At 66.7% G+C, this 20,685-nt stretch carries 14 protein-coding genes and 3 pseudogenes; 8 read left to right on the top strand and 9 right to left on the bottom strand.

Going from position 1 to position 20,685, the window contains the following annotated elements:
• Nucleotides 1–8: 8 nt before the first annotated feature.
• Both AC1G9C_RS14795 and AC1G9C_RS14790 read right to left on the bottom strand, forming a co-directional pair.
• Nucleotides 9–1,187 carry a vWA domain-containing protein gene (locus AC1G9C_RS14795; RefSeq protein ID WP_122108555.1) on the bottom strand — a complete coding sequence of 393 codons (1,179 nt, stop codon included), beginning with the start codon at nt 1,185–1,187 and terminating at the stop codon, nt 9–11.
• A 188-nt stretch (nt 1,188–1,375) separates the two neighbouring features.
• Nucleotides 1,376–2,221: an AAA family ATPase gene (locus tag AC1G9C_RS14790; protein WP_122108554.1), complete on the bottom strand. Its 846-nt coding sequence runs from the start codon at nt 2,219–2,221 to the stop codon at nt 1,376–1,378.
• A gap of 208 nt (nt 2,222–2,429) precedes the next feature.
• On the opposite strand from AC1G9C_RS14790, the gene cysK reads away from it, so the two are divergent.
• Entirely contained in the window at nt 2,430–3,404 is a 975-nt protein-coding gene (cysK, locus tag AC1G9C_RS14785; protein ID WP_021444876.1) for a cysteine synthase A, read from the top strand.
• Between the two features lie 72 nt (nt 3,405–3,476).
• Here cysK and AC1G9C_RS14780 read toward each other — a convergent pair whose 3' ends face one another.
• Nucleotides 3,477–4,367 carry a DMT family transporter gene (locus AC1G9C_RS14780; protein WP_122108553.1) on the bottom strand — a complete coding sequence of 297 codons (891 nt, stop codon included), beginning with the start codon at nt 4,365–4,367 and terminating at the stop codon, nt 3,477–3,479.
• Nucleotides 4,368–4,578: 211 nt separating this feature from the next.
• Here AC1G9C_RS14780 and aceK point away from each other — a divergent pair, with 211 nt between their 5' ends.
• Together aceK and AC1G9C_RS14770 are read left to right on the top strand one after the other, a co-directional pair.
• Nucleotides 4,579–6,297 carry a bifunctional isocitrate dehydrogenase kinase/phosphatase gene (aceK, locus tag AC1G9C_RS14775; protein ID WP_480407971.1) on the top strand — a complete coding sequence of 573 codons (1,719 nt, stop codon included), beginning with the start codon at nt 4,579–4,581 and terminating at the stop codon, nt 6,295–6,297.
• Between the two features lie 92 nt (nt 6,298–6,389).
• Entirely contained in the window at nt 6,390–6,524 is a 135-nt protein-coding gene (locus AC1G9C_RS14770; protein ID WP_457787484.1) for a hypothetical protein, read from the top strand.
• Nucleotides 6,525–6,563: 39 nt separating this feature from the next.
• Here the strand turns inward: AC1G9C_RS14770 and AC1G9C_RS14765 are convergent, their stop codons facing one another.
• The 4 genes from AC1G9C_RS14765 to speB form a co-directional block, all read right to left on the bottom strand.
• The gene (locus AC1G9C_RS14765) at nt 6,564–7,292 is read right to left on the bottom strand and encodes an MBL fold metallo-hydrolase (protein ID WP_480407970.1); all 729 of its coding nucleotides are present in this window, start codon (nt 7,290–7,292) and stop codon (nt 6,564–6,566) included.
• Nucleotides 7,293–7,712: 420 nt separating this feature from the next.
• Nucleotides 7,713–9,314 carry a 5-guanidino-2-oxopentanoate decarboxylase gene (locus AC1G9C_RS14760; protein ID WP_480407969.1) on the bottom strand — a complete coding sequence of 534 codons (1,602 nt, stop codon included), beginning with the start codon at nt 9,312–9,314 and terminating at the stop codon, nt 7,713–7,715.
• Between the two features lie 117 nt (nt 9,315–9,431).
• A complete protein-coding gene (locus tag AC1G9C_RS14755; protein WP_480407968.1) occupies nt 9,432–10,826 on the bottom strand; it encodes a YjiH family protein in 1,395 nt (464 codons plus the stop codon).
• 78 nt (nt 10,827–10,904) lie between these two features.
• Nucleotides 10,905–11,864 (bottom strand): agmatinase, encoded by a 960-nt coding sequence (speB, locus tag AC1G9C_RS14750; protein WP_480407967.1) that lies wholly within the window; start codon nt 11,862–11,864, stop codon nt 10,905–10,907.
• A gap of 241 nt (nt 11,865–12,105) precedes the next feature.
• On the opposite strand from speB, the pseudogene AC1G9C_RS14745 reads away from it, so the two are divergent.
• From AC1G9C_RS14745 to AC1G9C_RS14725, 5 genes and pseudogenes are all read left to right on the top strand, one after another.
• A pseudogene (locus tag AC1G9C_RS14745) lies at nt 12,106–13,654 on the top strand (EAL domain-containing protein).
• 10 nt (nt 13,655–13,664) lie between these two features.
• Nucleotides 13,665–14,564, top strand: coding sequence for a LysR family transcriptional regulator (locus AC1G9C_RS14740; protein ID WP_021442112.1), 900 nt, complete (start codon nt 13,665–13,667; stop codon nt 14,562–14,564).
• A gap of 120 nt (nt 14,565–14,684) precedes the next feature.
• A pseudogene (locus tag AC1G9C_RS14735) lies at nt 14,685–14,963 on the top strand (PAS domain-containing protein); the annotation flags it as partial.
• Between the two features lie 312 nt (nt 14,964–15,275).
• Nucleotides 15,276–16,250 (top strand): annotated as a pseudogene (locus AC1G9C_RS14730) (methyl-accepting chemotaxis protein); the annotation flags it as partial.
• Between the two features lie 174 nt (nt 16,251–16,424).
• On the top strand, nt 16,425–17,033 hold the full coding sequence (locus AC1G9C_RS14725; RefSeq protein WP_480407966.1) for a tRNA-uridine aminocarboxypropyltransferase: 609 nt from the start codon (nt 16,425–16,427) through the stop codon (nt 17,031–17,033).
• 139 nt (nt 17,034–17,172) lie between these two features.
• Here the strand turns inward: AC1G9C_RS14725 and AC1G9C_RS14720 are convergent, their stop codons facing one another.
• Both AC1G9C_RS14720 and AC1G9C_RS14715 read right to left on the bottom strand, forming a co-directional pair.
• A complete protein-coding gene (locus tag AC1G9C_RS14720) occupies nt 17,173–18,525 on the bottom strand; it encodes an HlyD family type I secretion periplasmic adaptor subunit (RefSeq protein ID WP_480407965.1) in 1,353 nt (450 codons plus the stop codon).
• A gap of 9 nt (nt 18,526–18,534) precedes the next feature.
• Entirely contained in the window at nt 18,535–20,685 is a 2,151-nt protein-coding gene (locus tag AC1G9C_RS14715) for a type I secretion system permease/ATPase (RefSeq protein ID WP_480410415.1), read from the bottom strand.

Raw genomic sequence — 20,685 nt, 5'->3', positions numbered from 1 at the left:
TCTGGCCCTTACTTGGACAGGAACTTCATGCCGTCTTCCAGGCCCTGCAGGGTCAGGGGGTACATGCGGTCCTCGATCAGCTCGCGGACGATATTGGTCGAGGCGGTGTAGTTCCAGGTGTCCTTGGGGTAGGGGTTGATCCAGATGAGCTTCTTGTACTTCTCCATGAAGCGCTTCATCCACACGTAACCGGCTTCCTCGTTCCAGTGCTCGACGCTGCCGCCGGCCTGGGTGATCTCGTAGGGCGCCATGGCTGCGTCGCCGACGAACACTACCTTGTAGTCGGCGCCGTACTTGTGCAGCAGGTCCTGGGTGGCGGTGCGCTCGCTGGTGCGGCGCATGTTGTTCTTCCACACGCTTTCGTAGATGAAGTTGTGGAAGTAGAAGTACTCCAGGTGCTTGAACTCGGTCTTGCAGGCGGAGAACAGCTCCTCGCAGACCTTGACGTGGGCGTCCATCGAACCGCCGATATCCAGCAGCAGCAGGAGTTTCACCGTGTTGCGCCGCTCCGGGCGCATCTGGATATTGAGCAGGCCGCCGTCCTTGGCGGTGTGGTCGATGGTGCCGTCCAGATCCAGTTCCTCGGCGGCGCCTTCGCGGGCGAACTTGCGCAGGCGGCGCAGCGCCACCTTGATATTGCGCGTGCCCAGTTCGACCTGGTCGTCGAGGTTCTTGTACTCGCGCTGATCCCACACCTTGACCGCCTTGCCCTGGCGCTTGCCGGCGTCGCCGATGCGGATGCCCTCGGGGTTGTAGCCGCCGGAGCCGAACGGGCTGGTACCGCCGGTGCCGATCCACTTGTTGCCGCCGGCGTGCTTTTCCTTCTGCTCTTCGAGGCGCTTCTTGAATTCCTCGATCAGCTTGTCCAGGCCGCCCAGGCTCTGGATCTGCGCGCGTTCCTCGTCGCTCAGCAGGCGCTCGAACTCCTTGCGCAGCCACTCGTCGGGGATCATTGCCTCGATATGTCGGTCGAGGTTCTCCAGGCCCTTGAAGTAGGCGGCGAAGGCGCGGTCGAACTTGTCGAAGTGGCGTTCGTCCTTCACCAGGATGGCGCGCGACAGGTAGTAGAACTCGTCCATGTCGGCGAACACCACGTTGTGCTTGAGCGCGTTGATCAGGTCGAGCAGCTCGCGCACCGACACCGGCACCTTGGCCGCGCGCATTTCGTTGAATAGATTAAGCAGCATGGCTGCGCCCTCATGTCAGTTCTGGCCGGGCTGCTGCGCGTCGGCCATGCGGCGTTGAAAGCTCGCTGCCCATGCTCACGTACTGCAGTACGCTGCGCTGTTCAGCTCGTTTTCGCCTTGCCTGGCTCTAGCTCGCGAGCCCTGTATCGAGTGGGTTGCGCGCCAGCCGACGCGCAGCAGCCCGATTTTTACCGAGAAGCGCGGCGTGCCATAAAGGCCAGGCGTTCGAGCAGCATCACGTCCTGCTCGTTCTTCACCAGGGCGCCGGCCAGCGGCGGGATGGCCTTGGTCGGATCGCGCTCGCGCAACACCGCCTCGCCGATATTGTCGGCCATCAAGAGCTTGAGCCAGTCCACCAGTTCGCTGGTCGAGGGCTTCTTCTTCAGCCCCGGCACCTTGCGCACGTCGAAGAACACGTCGAGCGCCTCGGCCACCAGCTCACCGCTGATGTTCGGGTAATGCACGTCGACGATGCGCTTGAGGGTGTCGCGGTCGGGGAAGGCGATGTAGTGGAAGAAGCAGCGGCGCAGGAAGGCGTCCGGCAGCTCCTTCTCGTTGTTCGAGGTGATGATGATGATCGGGCGCTGCTTGGCCTTGATCGTCTCGTTGGTCTCGTAGACGTAGAACTCCATCTTGTCGAGTTCCTGCAACAGGTCGTTGGGGAACTCGATGTCGGCCTTGTCGATCTCGTCGATCAGGAGGATCACCCGCTCGTCGGCCTCGAAGGCCTCCCACAGCTTGCCCTTCTTGATGTAGTTGCGAACGTCGTGGACCTTGTCGGAATCGAGCTGCGAATCGCGCAGGCGGCTGACCGCATCGTACTCGTACAGGCCCTGGTGGGCCTTGGTGGTGGACTTGATGTGCCAGGTGATCAGCTTGGCGCCGAAGGCCTCGGCCAGCTGCTCGGCGAGCATGGTCTTGCCGGTGCCCGGCTCGCCCTTGACCAGCAGCGGGCGCTGCAGGGTGATGGCGGCGTTGACCGCGAGCTTGAGGTCGTCAGTGGCGACGTAGGACTGGGTGCCTTCGAACTTCATCGGAAAATCCTCGAACGGTAACGCGCGGGGCCGGCCCGCTGCAGAGATTCAGACGGTGACTATAACGCGCAGGCCCGGCGGCTGTGAACGTGGACGCGGTATTCAGTCACTGAATGGCGAGTCACCCGGCTTTCGGTCTGCTGGCTGGACGGCGCCGGGCGGCAGGCATAGGCTTGAGGCTTTTCCCGTCATGCCAAGGACTTCCGACATGAGCCGCATCTTTGCAGACAACGCCCAGGCCATCGGCAACACGCCGCTGGTGATGATCAACCGCCTGGGGCCGAAAGGGGTCACCATCCTGGCCAAGATCGAGGGGCGCAACCCGGCCTACTCGGTCAAGTGCCGCATCGGCGCCAGCATGATCTGGGACGCCGAGGAGCGCGGCGTGCTCAAGCCGGGCATGTGCATAGTCGAGCCGACCTCGGGCAACACCGGCATCGGCCTGGCCTTCGTCGCCGCCGCACGCGGCTACAAGCTGCTGCTGACCATGCCGGCGTCGATGAGCCTGGAGCGGCGCAAGGTACTCAAGGCCCTCGGCGCCGAGCTGGTGCTGACCGAGCCGGCCAAGGGCATGAAGGGCGCCATCGAGAAGGCGGCCGAGATCGCTGCTTCCGATCCTGCCACCTATTACATGCCGCAGCAGTTCGACAACCCGGCCAACCCGGCGATCCACGAGAAGACCACCGGCCCGGAAATCTGGCGCGACACCGATGGCGCCATCGACGTGCTGGTGGCCGGCGTCGGCACCGGCGGCACCATCACCGGGGTGTCGCGCTATATCAAGCAGACTCAGGGCAAGCCGATCCTCTCGGTGGCGGTGGAGCCGATCGGCTCGCCGGTGATCAGCCAGACCCTGGCCGGCGCCGAGGTCAAGCCGGCGCCGCACAAGATCCAGGGCATCGGTGCCGGCTTCGTGCCGAAGAACCTCGATCTGGCGATGGTCGATCAGGTCGAACAGGTGGCCGACGACGAGGCCAAGACCATGGCCCTGCGCCTGATGCGCGAGGAGGGCATCCTCTGCGGCATCTCCTGCGGTGCGGCGATGGTCGCCGCGGTGCGCCTGGCGGAGAAGCCGGAGATGCAGGGCAAGACCCTGGTGGTGATCCTGCCGGACTCCGGCGAACGCTACCTGTCGTCGATGCTGTTCGACGGGCTGTTTACCGAGCAGGAGCTGCAGCAATAGTCATTATTACCGCCTTATAACAAAGCCGCCCTCGGGCGGCTTTTTCGTAGGGTACGCCGTGCGCTCCGCCGCTCAGGTTCTGGCCATGCTCGGCCTGACCACCAGCCACAGCGCCACGCCGATCAGCGCGCAGCCCGGCAGGTAGGCCCAGCTCAGCGGCTCGCCCAGCAGCAGGGCGCCCCAGAGCACGCCGAACGGCGGAATCAGAAAAGTGGTGGTGCTGGCCTTGATCGGCCCGATATCCGCCAGCAGGCGGAAATACAGCACGTAGGCGAAGGCGGTGCAGAGCAGGCCGAGGCCGGCCAGCGACAGCCATACATTCGCTCCGCCCCAACTGGGCGGCGCCTGCAGCGCCAGGCTGCCGGCGAACAGCGGGGTGAGGAACAGGCTGGCGCCGACCAGGCTGGCGAAGGCGGTCAGACGGTTGTCCAGGCCGCCCTGCTGGCCGATCCAGCGTCGGGTAAGGAAACCGGCGAAACCGTAGCAGGTGGTGGCCACCAGGCAGGCGGCGGCGCCCAGCAACAGCTCGAGGTCGAAGGCCACCGGCCCGGTACGGGTCAGCACCGCCACGCCGAGCAGGCCGAGGAACACCCCGGCGGCCTTGCTCGTGGTGATGCCCTCGTGGAAGAACAGCGCGCCGATCAGCACGCCCATCAACGGCGTCGTCGCATTGAAGATCGCCGAGTAGCCGGCCGGCAGGATCAGCGCGGCCAGGCAGTACATGGCCGACGGCAGGCCGGCGTTGATCACCCCGAGCAGCAGGCAGGCCCTGAGCTTGCCGCGAAAATCCCAGCCCACCCGCATCAGCAGCAGAAAGGCGAGCAGGCCGAGGGCGCCGAAGCTGGCGCGGAAGAAGGCGGTGGGCATGCTGCCCAGCACCGGCGCGGCGACGCGCATGAACAGGAAACTGGCGCCCCAGATGGCGGCGAGCAGCAGCAGGCGGAGCAGGTCGGCGGTACGCAAGGCGGGGCATCCGGCAGGTGGGGAGCGAGAGTGTTGCCGGCTGCCGCCGTTCTGGCAATCCGCATCGCGCTTTCGAACCGGGCCTGTGCCAGCCCGTCGCCCGGATGAAATTCGGGAGGACTTGGGCGATAGTCCCCGGATTGCATCCGGGCTACGTTTTGCCGGCTTTGCGGCTAAGCTCGCTTCACTCATTTCCTTGCGAGGCACTTCCATGGCGCAGCAATGGCCGGCCGGCGAGATCGCGCAGCTGATCCTCGACGGCTTCGACGACTACCGCGAGCACTTTCGCCAGATCACCGACGGCGCCCGCGCGTGCTTCGAGCTGGCGCAGTGGCAGGAGGCGCAGCGGGCCTCGGCGGCGCGCATCAACCTGTACGAGGACAAGGTCGGCGAGACCCGCGATCGCCTGCAGCAGGTCTTCGACGAGGTGCTGCTCGAGGTCGGCCAGTGGCCGCTGGTGAAGAGCGCCTATATCGCCCTGATCGACCTGCGTTTCGACGACGAGCTGGCGGAAACCTGGTTCAACTCGATTTTCTGCAGCCTGTTCAGCCACGACCTGATCAGCGACGGCTGCATGTTCGTCCACACTACCCGGCCGTCGCTGCGCAGCCACCCCGGCGCGGCGCAGACGCGCAGCTACCGCCCGGCCGGCGAGCTGGCGGACATGCTGCGGGCGATCTTCGAGGATCACCGTTTCGACGTGGCCTACGAGGACCTGCCGCGCGATCTGCAGCGACTGGAGCAGCAGTTGCGCGCCAGCCTGCCGGATTGGGTGTGCAAGGACCCGGAGCTGTGCATCGAGCTGTTTTCCTCGGTGCTCTACCGCAACAAGGGCGCCTACCTGGTGGGGCGCATCTACACCCGCGACGAGCAGTGGCCGCTGGCGATCCCGCTGCTGCACCGCGAAGGTCACGGCATCCAGGTCGACGCGCTGATCACCGACGAGGCCGAGGTGTCGATCATTTTCTCCTTCACCCGCAGCTACTTCATGGTGGATGTGGCGGTACCGGCGGAGTTCGTCGGCTTCCTCAAGCGCATCCTGCCCGGCAAGCACATCGCCGAGCTGTACACCTCGATCGGCTTCTACAAGCACGGCAAGTCGGAGTTCTACCGCGCGCTGATCGGCCACCTGGCGACCAGCGACGACCGCTTCGTCATGGCTCCCGGCGTGCGCGGCATGGTGATGAGCGTGTTCACCCTGCCGGGCTTCAACACTGTGTTCAAGATCATCAAGGACCGCTTCTCGCACGCGAAGAACGTCGACCGCAAGACGGTGATCGAGAAGTACCGCCTGGTGAAGAGCGTAGACCGTGTCGGGCGCCTGGCCGATACCCAGGAGTTCGCCGATTTTCGCTTCCCCAAGGCCAAGTTCGCGCCCGAGTGCCTGGCCGAGCTGCTGGAGGTGGCGCCCTCCACCGTGGTGCTCGAAGGCGATACCGTGCTGGTGCGCCACTGCTGGACCGAGCGGCGCATGACCCCGCTCAACCTCTATCTGGAGAATGCCAACGAGGCGCAGGTGCGCGAGGCGCTGGAGGACTACGGCCTGGCCATCAAGCAGCTGGCGGCGGCGAATATCTTCCCCGGCGACATGCTGCTGAAGAACTTCGGCGTCACCCGCCACGGTCGCGTGGTGTTCTACGACTACGACGAGATCTGCTTTCTCACCGAGGTGAACTTCCGCCACATCCCGCCGCCGCGCTTTCCCGAGGACGAGATGAGCTCCGAGCCCTGGTATTCGGTAGGGCCGATGGATGTGTTTCCCGAGGAGTTCCCGCCTTTTCTGTTCGCCGATATCAAGCAGCGCCGGCTGTTCAGCCAGTTGCACGGCAACCTGTACGACGCCGACTACTGGAAGGGGCTGCAGGAGGCCATTGTTCAGGGCAAGGTGATCGACGTGTTTCCCTACCGGCGCAAGAGCCCGGTCGCTTGATCGGGATCAGTTGAATTCGCCGGCGACGGGGCTAGGCTCAGTACAGGAGCCGTCCGGCTCCGTCTCTCATGAACTTGGCAGGAGGTCGTACCATGCTCGCCAAGCTGCAACATCATCTGCACGCGCTGCTGCTGGCCTTCGGCTGGGGCGCACCCCGGGCCCAGCCCCTGCGAATCGACCCGGCCGAGCAGGAGCGTCTGCACCGCGAGGCGCGCCAGCGGCGCTGATCCCTTCGTCCTGGGCGGTGCGTGCGGCCCCGCGGCACCTTACAGGGCGTGGCGGGCGAACCAGGCATCCATGAGTGCGCGCATGCGCTCGCCGGAGAAGCTGGGAAAGTGCCCGCCGTGCACGACACGCACCGGCAGTTGGCGCAGGCGCGCGAGGCTGCGCGCGTAATCCTCCAGGTTGGAATGGTAGGCATCCTCGATCAGCGGGCCGTCGTAGAGGATGTCGCTGGAAAACAGCGTCTGCGTCGCCGCTTCCCACAGGCTGATACCGCCGGGCGAATGGCCGGGCGTGTGCAGCACCTGCAACACCCGATTGCCCAGATCCAGCACGTCGCCATCCTCGATCAGACGGGTGGCCGGCGCCGCCTTGACCCGATACTCGGCGTAGCACAGCGGGCAATCCGGATGGGCCTCGAACATTTCGTCGCCGACGAAGGCCGTGGCCAGGGTATTGGCGCCGGTCGGTGCGGCGAGTATCTCGGCCTCGGCCGGGTGCACCAGGCGCTCGGCGAATTCGTGATGGCCGGCGATATGGTCGAAATGGGTATGGCTGGCCACCGTCAGCAGCGGCTTGTCGGTGAGCCAGGGCAACTGCTCGCGCAGGCTGACCAGGCCCGAGCCGGAGTCGATCAGTGCGTCGCGCTCGCGGCCCTGCACATGCCACATGTTGCAGCGGTAGAAGGGGCGCACATAGGGCTCGTGGATCAGGCGCACGCCGTCATCCAGGCGGCGTACCTCGAACCATTGATCGCGCGTGACGATTCTCATGGCTGTTTCCTCAAGCTGGGTCGCGCACGGCTTTTTCGGGGGCGAGGGGGCGGCTAGGTCGTACGCACCGATCAGCCTCGAATTGCATCCGCGCTGCGAGCTCGCTGCTGCCGATCGGGTAATTGTAGGAGCCAGCTTGCTGGCGATCGGTGAAGGATGGCAGCCACCGCTCCAGTTGGCTTGCCGCATTTCCTCCATCCGTGGAGGTCACCAGCTGGTTCATACGGGGGCTGCGTCAGGCCTGCTGCGCCCGCGGCAACAGCGCCCAGCGGCGCAGCTGTCGGTCGGGACGAACGCTGACAGCCGCAGATGAGGATGCCGGTGACCACCAGGCTGGGGCCCGGCTAGAGGGCGATGGTGCCGTCGTCGGTTCTTGTGCTGATGGCCGTAGCCCGGATTGCATCCGGGCTACGGGGTGGTTCAGGGATGGAAGGGCGCTTGCTCCAGCACTTCGATGATCAGCGGTCGGTCGCTCGGCGCGGTGCGCAGCAGCTCGGCCAGGTGCGCGTGATCGCGCGCGCGTTCGGCGGCGCAGCCGAAGCCGCGGGCGATGGCCAGCAGGTCCGGGGTGTAGATATCCACGCCAAGCGGTTCGATATCGCGGCGCTGCATATAGCGCTTGATCTCGCCGTAGCCCGAGTTGTTCCACAGCAGCACGATGATGCCGACGCCGGCCTCCACCGCGCTGGCCAGCTCGGGCAGGGTGAACTGCAGGCCGCCATCGCCCATCAGGCTGATCACCGGGCGGCCCGGCTCGGCCAGCTTGGCGCCGATGGCTGCCGGCAGGCCGTAGCCCAGGGTGCCGTAGCCGGTGGAGGCGTTGAACCAGCGCCGCGCGCCGTCCAGTTCTACCAGGTGGTTGCCGCTGTACACCGTCTGCGTCGAGTCGCCGACGAAGCGCGCCTCGGGCAGCACCTCCAGCACTGTGTCGAACAGCTGACGGTAATGCCCCCAGCCGGCGAAATCCTCGGCCAGCTGCGCCTGCACGGCGGCCGTGCGGCGGGCACCGGGGCTGTCGGCGCGGGGCTCGCAGGGGTTGAGCTCGGCCAGCAGCATGCGCATGGCCAGGCGCGCGTCGCCCTGGATCGCCAGGTGCGGGGCGAAGTTGCGTTGCAGCTGCTGGGCGTCGATATCCACGCGGATCAGCGCGCCGCCCAGTTTGAAGTTGCCGTCGAACACCACGTCGTAGTCGGTCTCGCCCAGCTCGGTGCCGATGGCCAGCACCACGTCGGCCTCCAGCGCCAGCTGGCGCACCGGCAGCAGCGACTGGTTGCTGCCCAGCAGCAGCGGATGATTCGGCGGCAGCAGACCCTTGGCGTTGATGGTCAGCGCGGTCGGCGCGTCCAGGCTGGCGGCCAGGGCGCGGGCCTCGGCCTGGGCGGCCACGCAGCCGCCGCCAAGCAGTAGCAGCGGGCGCTGGGCGTTCTTCAGCAGGGCGGCGGCGTCGCGGATCAGCGTGCGATTCGGTGCCGGGCGCTCGACCCGCGGGCTGGCCGCCAGGCGCATATGGCTGGCGTCGGCGGTGATGATGTCCAGCGGCAGCTCGATATGCACCGGCCGCGGACGCTCGCCCTCGAACACGGCGAAGGCGCGGGCCAGGACGCCGGGCAGCTCCTCGACGCTCATCAGGGTATGGCTGAAGGCGGTGACTCCGGCGCTCATGGCGCGCTGGTTGGGCAGCTCGTGCAGGTAGCCCTTGCCCAGGCCGAGGCGCGCGCGCTCGTTGACGCTGGAGATCACCAGCATGGGGATCGAATCGGCATAGGCCTGGCCCATGGCGGTGAGGATATTGGTCATCCCCGGGCCGGTGATGATGAAGCACACCCCCGGCTTGCCGGACACCCGCGCATAGCCGTCGGCCATAAAGCCGGCGCCTTGTTCGTGACGCGGGGTGATATGGCGAATGCCGCTGTGCGGCAGGCCCCGATAGAGCTCGACGGTGTGCACGCCGGGGATGCCGAACACGGTGTCGACGCCCCAGGCTTCCAGTTGCTTGACGAGAAATTCGCCGCAGGTGGTCATGTTGAGAATCCTTCAATGGCGCTGATCGCGCTATGCAGGGTGGACAGGGCGCGGCCTGGTCCACCGTCACTCGCCCAGAGGCGGACAAGCCGTTGGCATGTCCGCCCTGCGGGACTGTTAACCGACTATCCAGTGCGCCATCAGCGCGATGATCGGCAGGGTGATCAGGGTACGGATGATGAAGATCATGAACAGCTCGAGGATGTTCAGCGGCAGCTTGGCCTTGATGATCAGCACGCCGACTTCGGACATGTAGATCAGCTGGGTCAGCGACACGCAGGCCACCACGAAGCGGGTCAGTTCGCTCTCGATGCCCTTGCCCAGTACCGCCGGCAGGAACATGTCGGCGAAACCCACCAGCATGGCCGGCGCGGCCTTGGCGGCTTCCGGCAGTTGCAGCAGCTCGAGCAGCGGCACGATGGGCGCGGACAGCCAGTTGAAGATCGGGGTGAACTCGGCAATCGCCAGGGATACCGTGCCGATGGCCATCACCAGCGGCAGCAGGCCGAGCCAGATGTCCACCACGTTGTGCACGCCGACTTTGATCATCTGCGCCGGCGAGGGGTTGGCGTTGGCGCGTTTGACCGCCTGAACCAGGCCCCAGCGCAGCAGCGAGGTGCCGGCTGGCACGTCTTCCTTGATCTGCTTGCCGACGCCTGGCATGTACTCGTCCTTCTTCCACGACAGCGGCGGGATGCGCGGGGTGATGATGGCGGCGGCCAGGCCGGCGACCACCACGGTGAGGTAGAAGGGCACGAACAGGTGGTCGAGCTTCATGAAGCTGGTGATCAGCAGGCTGAAGGCGATCGAGGCGATGGAGAAGTTGGTGGCGATCACCGCCGCTTCCCGCGCGCTATAGAAGCCCTTCTGGTACTGCTGGGCGGTGATCAGCACGCCGACCGTGCCGGAGCCGAGCCAGCTGGCGATGGCGTCGATGGCCGAGCGCCCGGGCAGGCCGAAGATCTTGCGGAACACATTGCGCACCAGGGTGCCGCAGAACTCCATCAGGCCGTAGTCGGTGAGCAGCGGCAGGATCAAGCCGGCCACCAGGAAGAAGGTGATCAGTACCGGGGCCAGGTCCTTGAGCACCACGCCGCCGGTGTTGGCGTTCCAGATCCATTCCGGGCCGAACTGCCAGAAGGTCATGGCCGCGAACAGCGCGCCGAGCACGCGCAGGCCGAGCCATAGCGGGCTGAGGTTGAACATCTCGTTGAAGGCGTGGCGCTCGGTGAGCCACTTGGGCTTGAGCAGGCTGGCGAACAGGCCGACGGCGGCGGAGAACAGCAGCAGGCCGGTGGCGATGGCCGGCAGCCAGTCGCTCAAGCCGGCCTTCAGCGCATCGGCCATCACGCCCAGGCCGATGGTGACCTTTTCCTCGTAAACGATGGGCGTGAGGAACAGCAGCACGCCGAGCAGCGAGGGGATCAGGAAGATCAGCAGCTGGCGCAGGTTGTAGGAGGTATCGGCCGGTGGCTGGTCGTCCAGCAGTGGCATGGCGTCTTCACGATTCATCTGGGCACCCTAGTTGTTGTTGTATGGATGTACCGGGCGCCTCGCGGGGCACCCGGACGGAGCAATAAAAGCCGGCGGTCAGCGGCGCTGAACCCCCGGAAGCACACACAGCATTTCGTAGAGCAGGTTGGCGCCGAGCAGCGAGGTGTTGCCGGTGGTGTCGTAGGGTGGGGAGACCTCCACCAGATCGCCGCCGACCAGGTCCAGACCCTGGCAGCCGCGGATGATCTCCATCGCCTGGATGGTGGTCAGCCCGCCGATTTCCGGGGTGCCGGTGCCGGGCGCCCAGGCCGGGTCGATGCCATCGATGTCGAAACTCAGGTACACCGGGCCGCCGCCGACCTTCTCGCGCACCTCGGCCATCAAGGGCTCCAGCGACTGGTGCCAGCACTCCTCGGCCTGCACCACGCGAAAGCCCTGCTTGCGGCTCCAGTTGAAGTCCTCGGCGGTGTAGCCCTGGGCGCGCAGGCCGATCTGCACCACGCGGTCGCAGTCCAGCAGGCCTTCCTCGACGGCGCGGCGGAAGGTGGTGCCGTGGGCGATCTTCTCGCCGAACATCTCATCGTTCACATCGGCGTGGGCGTCGATATGCACCAGGCCGACCTTGCCGTGCTTCTTGTGGATGGCGCGCAGGATCGGCAGGGTGATGGTGTGGTCGCCGCCCAGGGTCAGCGGCTTGATGCCGTATTCGAGGATCTCGTCGTAGGACTCCTCGATGATGCGCACGGCTTCGGCCATGTTGAAGGTGTTGATCGCCACGTCGCCGATATCGGCCACGTTCAGCGAATCGAAGGGGGCGGCACCGGTGGCCATGTTGTAGGGGCGGATCATCACCGACTGGGCGCGAATCTCGCGGGGGCCGAAGCGGGTGCCGGAGCGCAGCGAGGTGCCGATATCCAGCGGCACGCCGACGAAGGCGACGTCGAGCGCACGTTTCTCTTCGATCTTCTGGATATGCGGCAGGCGCATCATGGTGGCGATGCCGCCGAAACGGGGCATTTCGTTGCCGCCCAGGGGCTGATGAAAAACCTTGTCCATGGGAAGGCCTCACGGTTGTTGTGGTTGTAGGAATCGTTGGTCGGATTCTTGGTCAGCGCCGCTCCGGGAAAAATCGGCAGGGGCAAAAACTTAGTTCAGAGATTTCTAAACTAATCGCTCGGCACTAGACTGTTCCACCTGCGCTCAGGCGCGTCGTTGACAGCTGCTAGGCTGAGTGCAACGGCGCGTCGGCCATATGGCGTATCGCGCTTATTTTGGAGCTCGCGGCGAGGAGGCCTGGATGCCGTTAACCGCTTACCGCACCCATCGTTCCCGATTGCGACTGTGCGCCTCTCTCGCCGTGGGGATGCTGCCGGTTGTGCTCGGCCTGATGTTTCTGTACGCGCAGGCCGGAATCGTGCTGCGCGACATCAGCCGCACCAGCGCCGCCGACGCCGTGCGCCAGATCGACCTGATGCTCGACAATGCCAGCCAGGCCGCCGGCGAGGTATTGCCGCAGGTCGGCAGACCCTGCGCGGAGGTCGAGCTGGTGCTGCGCGAGCAGGTCGCCACCGTGCCCTTCGTGCGCTCGGTCAACCTGCTGGATGGGGGACGGCTGTACTGCTCATCGCTGTTCGGCGCGTTCGAGGAGCCAGTCGATTCTGCCGCCTACGTGGCCGGTCGGCTGCGGCTGCTGGCGGGCAACCCGGTCACCCCGAATCATTCGTTGCTGGTTTATCGCGATGTCGCGGACGAGCGCGGCGCGCTGGTGGCGATCGACGGACGTTATCTGGCCAACGTGCTGCAGTCGGTGGATCGCGGCGCCTTCATGCAATTGCTGGTGGGTGAGCAGTGGATGCCGCGCAGCGGACTGGTGCGAGCGGGACGCCTGCCGGAATACCCCGTGGCTCGGATCGCGCTGAGCTCGACGCGCTATCCCTATCAGGTACGTGCGGCGTTTCCCGGAGGTGCGCGGCTGAGCTACATGGGCGAGCAATATCCGGTGCTGTACCTGCTGCTGGGGCTGCTCGGCGCGCTGGCCGGCGTGGGCAGCCACTGGCTGCTGGCACGCTCCAGCTCCCCCAGCATCGAGTTGCGTCGTGCGCTGCAGGCCGGAGAATTCATTCCCTATTTCCAGCCGCTGGTGCGCAGCGGTTCGCAGCAGTGGATAGGCGCCGAGGTGCTGATGCGCTGGCAGCACCCGCGCGAGGGGCTGGTGCGCCCGGATCTGTTCATTCCCTTGGCGGAAAGCTCCGGCCTGATCGTGCCGATGACTCGGGAACTGATGCGGCAGACGGCGGAGCTGCTGGCGCCGGTGGCGGATCGACTCGGCGGCGGGTTTCACATCGGCATCAACATCGCAGCCGCACATTGCCGTAGCCGCGAGCTGGTCGAGGACTGCCGCAACTTTCTCCAAGCCTTCGTACCGGGGCAGGTGGTACTGACCCTGGAGCTGACCGAGCGCGGATGCCTTCACCGATCAGCTGTTCGCCGACCTGCACGAGATGGGCGTGAAGATCGCACTGGATGACTTCGGCACCGGCCATTCCAGCCTGAGTTACCTGCACAAGCTCAAGGTGGACTACCTGAAGATCGACCAGAGTTTCGTCGCCATGATCGGCAAGGATGCCCTGTCGCTGCACATTCTCGACAGCGTGATCGACCTGTGCGCCAAGCTGCAGCTGGAGGTGATCGCCGAAGGGGTGGAGGACGAGCAGCAGCTGCGCTACCTGGGCAATCGTCGGGTGGACTATCTGCAGGGCTACCTGTTCGGTCGGCCCTTGCCGGCGGCCGAATTCCTCGCCTGCGCGCTGGACGATCCGGCTGCTTCCGTGCAGCTGCCAGGGTAGACTGCCTGGCATGACTCCTCTCACCTCGCTACCCGATCTCAAGCTGCTGCGCATCTTCGCCTGCGTGGTACGCCACCAGGGCTTCGCCGCCGCGCAGCAGGAGCTGAACCTGTCCACCTCGGCCATCAGCACCTATATGAGCCAGCTGGAGACGCAACTCGGCCTGGTGCTCTGTCATCGCGGTCGCGGCGGTTTCAGCCTGACCAGCAAGGGCGAGCTGTTCCACCAGGAGACCCTGCGCCTGCTCGGCGAACTGGAGGGGTTCGAACGCTACTCCGCCGCGCTCAAGGGCGAGCTGCGCGGCACCCTCAACCTCGGCGTGCTGGATTCCACGGTGAGCGATCCGGCGCTGCCGTTGGCCGAGGTGATCGGCGCCTACAGCCAGGAGCATCCCGGCGTACACCTGCACCTGTCTGTGATGAGCCCCTACGAGCTGCAGCTGGCGGTGCTCGACAACCGCCTGGATCTGGCCATCGGCGCCTTCTCCACGCGGATGAACGGCCTGGTCTATCAGCCGCTGTACCGCGAGCAGCACTGGCTGTACTGCAGCGAGCGGCATTCGCTGTACGAGCAGCGGCGCATCCCCGCCGAGGTGATCACCCAGCAGCGCATGGTCGGCCGCGGCTACTGGAGCCAGGCGGAGCTGGCGCGGCACGGCTTCAAACACAGCGCGGCGACGGTGGAGTCGATGGAGGCGCAGCTGATCCTGGTGCTGTCCGGCGCCTATATCGGCTACCTGCCGGAGCATTACGCGCAGCCCTGGGTCGAGCAACAGCGGCTCAAGGTGCTGCTGCCCACCACCTTCGGCTACCAGGCGCCGTTCTCGCTGATCCTGCGCCGCGGCCGCTCGCGCGAGCCGCTGATCCAGACCTTTCGCGACCTGCTCAAGACACAACTGAATCAGACCTGAAACAGGGTCGCCTGATTATCTTCATCGTGCTCAATGGTGGCGCCTGGCGCCGTGATTGCCCTGTGCTAGTACTTAATCACAGTTCTGTAACACCTCCACGACTCGAACAGGGATGCCTCGATGCGCCAGAATCTGCCGATCACCCAGCGGGAAAGGACCTTTCCCGCCGACGAACGCCTGATCTCCACCACCGACCTCAACAGCAAGATCACCTACTGCAACGATGCCTTCGTCGAGATCAGCGGCTTCACCCGCGAGGAACTGATCGGCCAGCCGCACAACCTGGTGCGTCACCCGGACATGCCGCCGGGGGTGTTCGGCCATATGTGGGACACCATCAAGCAGGGCAAGCCCTGGATGGGCATCGTCAAGAACCGCGCGAAAAACGGCGATTTCTACTGGGTCAGCGCCTATGTCACGCCAATCTACGAGAACGGCCGCATGGCCGGCTACGAGTCGGTGCGCTCGCTGCCGAGCGAGGCGCAGAAGCGCCGTGCCGAGGCGCTCTACGCGAGACTGCGCGCCGGCAAGCCGCCGGTGCCCAAGCTGGAATCCTGGACCTACGACCTGCTGCGCTCCTGGCCGCTGATCCTCGCCGGTCTGGTGATTCTCGGCGCGCACTGGCTGCTCAGCGGGCCCTGGCTGCTGGGCTTTATCTTCGCCGCCCTGTTCGCCCTGGGCTCCTACCAGCTGTACCGCACCCGCCAGCTGATCCGCCGCACCCTGGACGAACACCCCAAGGCCTTCACCAGCGCTCTGGTGGCGCTGACCTACAGCGACAACCGCGGTGCCCAGGCGTTGCTGGACATGGCCATGATCAGCGAGGAGGCGCGCCTGCAGACCGCCTTGACGCGCCTGGAGGATGCCGGGGTCAACGTCAAGAAGCGCGCCGCGCAGTCCGCCGAACTGTCGCGCTCCGGCGCCGCGCTGCTCGACCAGCAGCGCGCCGAGACGGACCAGTCGGCCACCGCCATCAACCAGATGGCGGCGACCATCCAGGAGGTGACGCACAACGTGCAGAGCACCTCGCACGCCGCCGAGGAGGCCGACCGTCTGGCCAAGGAAGGGCGCCAACTGGCGGTCGGCAGCCTGGACTCCATGCGCCACATGGCCCAGGCGGTGACCGATATCGGCCAGGCGGTCAACGAGCTGGCCAACTCCACCCAGTCCATCGGCAGCGTCGCCGACGTGATCACCTCGATCGCCGAGCAGACCAACCTGCTGGCGCTCAACGCCGCCATCGAGGCGGCGCGCGCCGGCGAGCAGGGCAGGGGCTTCGCGGTGGTGGCCGACGAGGTGCGCTCGCTGGCCTCGCGCACCCGCCAGTCCACCGAGCAGATCCACCAGATCATCGCCGACCTGCGTGCCGGCGCCGAGCGCGCGGTGGTCACCGCCGGCAAGGGCGAGGACATCTCGCGCGGCAGCATGCAGAGCGTGGAGTCGGTGCGCGATGCGCTGGAAGGCATCAGCGCGGCGGTGACGCGCATCACCGGCATGAGCCAGCAGATGGCGGCGGCGTCCGAGCAGCAGAGCCATGTCGCCGAGGACATCAGCCGGCAGATCACCCGCATCGCCCAGCTCTCCGACCACAGCGCCGGGCAGGCGCACCAGGGCGCGGAAATCAGCCGCGAGCTGGAGCAGATGGCCGACTACCTGCACAGCCTGGCGGAGCGTTTCAACCGCTGAAGCGGGATTGGGCGATGCCCTGGGGTGGAAAACCGCGAAGCGCTGTCCACCCCGGGCCCGCTTGCCGGAGTCGGCGTCTGGTAGCCTGGGTGCAACCCGCCGACTCTTCCCCGAATTGCATCCGGGCTACGCGCCTGTGCTGCCTGGCGCCGCGCTTGTGGCACACTGCGCGGCATGCCTCGTCCGACCTGCCCCCGCTGCCTGCGCCCGCTCGGCCATTGCCTGTGTGCGCTGATCCCCGCACTCGATAGCCGCACCCGCCTGCTGATCCTGCAGCACCCCAGCGAAACCGCGCACGCCCTGAATACTGCGCGGCTGGCCACCCTGGGCCTGCGCAACGCCGAGCTGCGGGTGGGCGAGACCTTCGAAGAATTGCCGCAGCTCCTGGCGCAACCGGGCTACCGCGCCTGCCTGCTGTTCCCTGGCGAGGAGGCCGTCGAACTGACCGCCCAAACGCAGGGCGAGCTGCCGCTGTTGCTGGTGGTGCCCGACGGTACCTGGCGCAAGGCGCGCAAGCTGCTGCACCTGAACCCGGCGCTGGCGAGCTTGCCGCGGGTCGCCCTGCCGGCCGGGGCGCAATCGCGCTACCGCCTGCGCAAGGCGCCGGCCGAGGGGGCGCTGTCGACCATCGAGGCGATCGCCACGGCGCTGGATGTGCTGGAGGCCCCGTGCAGCTTCGCGGCGCTGCTGCGGCCGTTCGAAGCGCTGATCGAGGGGCAGATCGCGGCGATGGGCGAGGAGACCTTTCGCCGCAATCACGGGCAGGGCGGCCGCCAGCCGTAGGCGCTGCGTGGCGGGAACCCAGCAGGCACTCGCTGCCTGCAGGAGCGGGCTTGCCAGCCATACGTCACGACCCCGGAAATCGCAAGGCATCGCCGGCAAGGACTGGGCGGGCTCTACGGGGTTCCGGGCGTAGCTGTGATCAACGCTCGCGCATGGCCTCGGAGCGGGCCTTGAGCACCGGCTTGAGCAGGTAGGCCAGCACGCTCTTCTCGCCGGTGATGATGTCCACCGTGGCGACCATGCCGGGGATGATCAGCAGCGGATTGTCCTCGCTGCCCAGGTGGCTCTTGTCGGTGCGCACCTGGATCAGGTAGAAGCTGTTGCCTTCCTCGTCGGTGATGGTGTCGGCGCTGATCAGCTCCAGGTTGGCCTTGAGCCCGCCGTAGATGGTGTAGTCGTAGGCGCTGAACTTGACCATGGCCTTCTGCCCGGGATGCAGGAAGGCCACGTCCTGCGGGCGCACCTTGGCCTCGATCAGCAGGCTGTCGTCCAGTGGCACGATCTCCAGCATGTCGTTGCCCGGCTGCACCACGCCGCCGATGGTGTTGACCTTGAGCTGCTTGATCACCCCGCGTACCGGCGACACGACGGTAGTGCGAGTGACCTTGTCCTGGATGGCGACGCTGGTGGCGGTGATCTTCTGCAGTTCGGTGCGCAGCTCGTTGAGCTCCTTGAACGCCTCGGCGCGAAAGCTCAGCTCGGACTCCTCCATCTTGCTCCTGATCTCGCTCATAGCCGCCTCGGCGCGGGGAATGGCCAGGTTGGTCGCCTCCAGCGAGCCGCGCACCTCGACCACGCTGCGGCGCAGGCGCAGCACCTCGACCTCGGAAATCGCCCCGGAGGCCACCAGCGGCTGCGACATGTTCAGCTCCTGCTGCAACAGGCCGAGGCTGGAGCGGTACTGTTGGGCCTTGGAGCGGAACTCGGCCAGCTCCTGCTCCTTCTGCCGCAGCTGTTCGCCGAGGGTGCGCTGCTCGCTTTTCAGGCGCTGCTGGCGCGAGTGATACAGCGCCAGCTGGTCTTCGGCCAGCTGCGGTGCATCGCGGGTGATCTCCTCGGGCAGCTGCGGTTCGCGGCCCTCGGCCTCGGCGCTGAGGCGTTCGAGGCGGGCGATCAGCGCCAGGCGGTCGGCTTCCGTCTCGCCGCGGTTGGAGAGGAAGCGGGTGTCGTCCAGGCGCAGCAGCACGTCGCCCTTGTTCACCACCTGGCCTTCGCGCACGAAGATCTCGCTGACGATACCGCCTTCGAGGTTCTGGATCACTTGCACCTTGCTCGAGGGAATCGCCTTGCCCTCGCCGGTGGTGACCTCCTCGAGCACCGCGAAATGCGCCCAGAGCAGCGCGGTGAGCAGGCAGGCGCTGACTGCCCAGACGGTGGCGCGGGTCAGCCAGGGCGAATCCTCGAGGATGGCGCCTTCCACCTCGGGCATGAACTCGGTGTCCTGGCGCCGCTGGCGCAGGCTGCCGAAATAGTCGCGCAGGCTGTGTTCCATGCTCGCCTCCTAGCTCGGCGAGGGGCCGACGCGGCCCTTGCGCAGTGCTTCGATCACCGCGTCCTTCGGTCCGTCGGCGACCACGTGGCCGTTGTCCAGCACGGCCAGGCGGTCGACCAGGCTGAGCATCGAAGCGCGGTGGGTGATGAGGATCAGGGTCTTGCCCTGCACCCATTTGTGCAGACGCTGGCGCAGCAGGTCCTCGCTGGTGTTGTCCATGGCGCTGGTGGGTTCGTCGAGCACCAGGATCGGCGGGTCGAGCAGCAGCGCGCGGGCCAGCAGCACGGCCTGGCGCTGTCCGCCGGAGAGCAGCTGGCCGCGCTCGCCCACCGGGCGGTCGAAGCCTTGCGGGTGCTGCCGGGCCAGGTCGATCACCCCGGTCAGTTCGGCCACTTCGAGCATGCGCGCGTCACTGACGTAGCGTGCACCGAGGGTCAGGTTGTCGCGCAGGCTGCCGGCCAGCAGCGGCAGGTCGTGGGCGACGTAGCCGATCTGGTGGCGCAGGTCGGCGACGTCGAGCTGGCGCAGGTCGAGGTTGTCCAGCAGGATCTGCCCCTCGTCGGCGCTGTAGAAGGCCATGATCAGGCGCGCCAGGGTGCTCTTGCCCGAGCCGCTGCGGCCGATGATGCCGAGGTGTTCGCCGGCGGCCAGGTGCAGGCTGACGTTGCTCAACGCCGGGGCGCTCTGCCCCGGGTAGCGGAAGCTGACCTGGCGGATGTCCAGCGCGCCCTTGAGCTGGGTGCGCTCCAGCGGCCGCTGCTTGTCCTGGCGCTCCTGCGGCAGGGCCATCAGCGCGTCGGTGCTGGTCATGGTCAGGCGCGCCTGCTGGTAGCGGGTGATCAGCCCGGCGATCTGCCCCAGCGGGGCGAGGATGCGGCTGCCGAGCATGTAGCAGGCGACCAGGGCGCCGACGCTGAGGTTGCCGGCGATGATCGCGTAGACCCCGGCGACTATGGTGGCCATGCCGGCGAACTGCTGGAGGAACAGGGTGCCGTTGGTGGCTAGCGCCGAGAGAAAGCGCGCGTGGCTGTCCAGGCGGGTGAGGGCGCCGTGGGTCTTCTCCCACTGGTGCTGGCGTTCGCTCTCGGCGCCGCAGGCCTTGAGGGTTTCCAGGCCGCCGAGGGTCTCGATCAGCAACGCCTGGCGCTGCGAGGCCAGTTGCAGGCTCTTCTCCACGGTGTCGCGCAGGCGCATCTGGATGATGAAGGCGAACAGCGCGGTGAGCGGGAAGGCCAGCAGCGGGATCAGCACCAGCCAGTCGCCGATCAGCCAGATCACCAGGATCATCAGGAAGGAGAAGGGCAGGTCGATCAGGCTGGTCAGGGTCACCGCGGTGAGAAAGTCGCGCAGGCCCTGGAAGTCGTGGATGCTCTGGGCGAAGCCGCCGACGCTGGCCGGGCGGGCCTTCATCGCCATGCCGGTGATGCGCTCGAACAGGGTGGCCGAGAGCACCACGTCGGTCTTCTTGCCGGCGGTATCGAGCAGGTGCGCGCGCAGCACCTTGAGCAGCAACTCGAAGCCGGTGCCGATGAGCAGGCCGACGGCCAGCACCCAGAGCGTGGCGGTGGCCTGGTTGGGCACCACGCGGTCGTAGGTCTGCATGACGAACAGCGGCACCATCAGGCCCAGCAGGTTGATCAGCAGGCTGGCCAGCAGCGCATCGGCGTAGAGCCAGCGCGACAGCTTGAGGGTGTCGCGGAACCAGGCTTCGAGGCGCGGCACCAGCGGCGTGCGTGCTTCCTCCAGCTCGTGCCGCGGGCGGGCGAAGAAGGCCTGGCCGCTGTACTCGGCGGCCAGTTGCTCGCGTGCGACCCACTGTTCGCCGCCATCGGCCTCGCACGGCAGGATCTGCGCCTGGCCGTTCGCTCCCCATTGGCGCAGCACGGCGCTGCGGCCATCCTTGAGCAGCAGCAGCACCGGCAGGTTGAGTGCGGAGATGCTGGCCAGGTCGCGAAACAGCAGGCGCCCCTGCAGCCCGGCACGCGCGGCGGCGCGCGGCAGCAGATCGGCGGTCAGGCGCTGCTCGGGCAGGGGCAGGCCGGCGCTCAGGCTGCCGCGACTGACCGAGCAGCCGTGCAGCCGGCAGAGGATCAACAGGCCGTCGAGCAGCGGGTCGTCGTGGCTGAGCCGCGGATCGCTGGCAGGCCCTGGCCGTTCCAT

The sequence above is a fragment of the Pseudomonas sp. ABa2 genome (assembly GCF_056676075.1).
The sequence above is the reverse complement of the archived record's forward strand: the minus strand, read 5'-3'. Positions and strand labels throughout refer to the sequence as shown.

Excerpts from the sequence above, each read along its gene's own strand:
- AC1G9C_RS14795 (WP_122108555.1), bottom strand. The coding sequence starts at position 1,187 with ATGCTGCTTAATCTATTCAACGAAATGCGCGCGGCCAAGGTGCCGGTG.
- AC1G9C_RS14790 (WP_122108554.1), bottom strand. The coding sequence starts at position 2,221 with ATGAAGTTCGAAGGCACCCAGTCCTACGTCGCCACTGACGACCTCAAG.
- cysK (WP_021444876.1), top strand. The coding sequence starts at position 2,430 with ATGAGCCGCATCTTTGCAGACAACGCCCAGGCCATCGGCAACACGCCG.
- aceK (WP_480407971.1), top strand. The coding sequence starts at position 4,579 with ATGGCGCAGCAATGGCCGGCCGGCGAGATCGCGCAGCTGATCCTCGAC.
- AC1G9C_RS14770 (WP_457787484.1), top strand. The coding sequence starts at position 6,390 with ATGCTCGCCAAGCTGCAACATCATCTGCACGCGCTGCTGCTGGCCTTC.
- AC1G9C_RS14765 (WP_480407970.1), bottom strand. The coding sequence starts at position 7,292 with ATGAGAATCGTCACGCGCGATCAATGGTTCGAGGTACGCCGCCTGGAT.
- AC1G9C_RS14760 (WP_480407969.1), bottom strand. The coding sequence starts at position 9,314 with ATGACCACCTGCGGCGAATTTCTCGTCAAGCAACTGGAAGCCTGGGGC.
- AC1G9C_RS14755 (WP_480407968.1), bottom strand. The coding sequence starts at position 10,826 with ATGAATCGTGAAGACGCCATGCCACTGCTGGACGACCAGCCACCGGCC.
- speB (WP_480407967.1), bottom strand. The coding sequence starts at position 11,864 with ATGGACAAGGTTTTTCATCAGCCCCTGGGCGGCAACGAAATGCCCCGT.
- AC1G9C_RS14740 (WP_021442112.1), top strand. The coding sequence starts at position 13,665 with ATGACTCCTCTCACCTCGCTACCCGATCTCAAGCTGCTGCGCATCTTC.
- AC1G9C_RS14725 (WP_480407966.1), top strand. The coding sequence starts at position 16,425 with ATGCCTCGTCCGACCTGCCCCCGCTGCCTGCGCCCGCTCGGCCATTGC.
- AC1G9C_RS14720 (WP_480407965.1), bottom strand. The coding sequence starts at position 18,525 with ATGGAACACAGCCTGCGCGACTATTTCGGCAGCCTGCGCCAGCGGCGC.
- AC1G9C_RS14715 (WP_480410415.1), bottom strand. The coding sequence starts at position 20,685 with ATGGAACGGCCAGGGCCTGCCAGCGATCCGCGGCTCAGCCACGACGAC.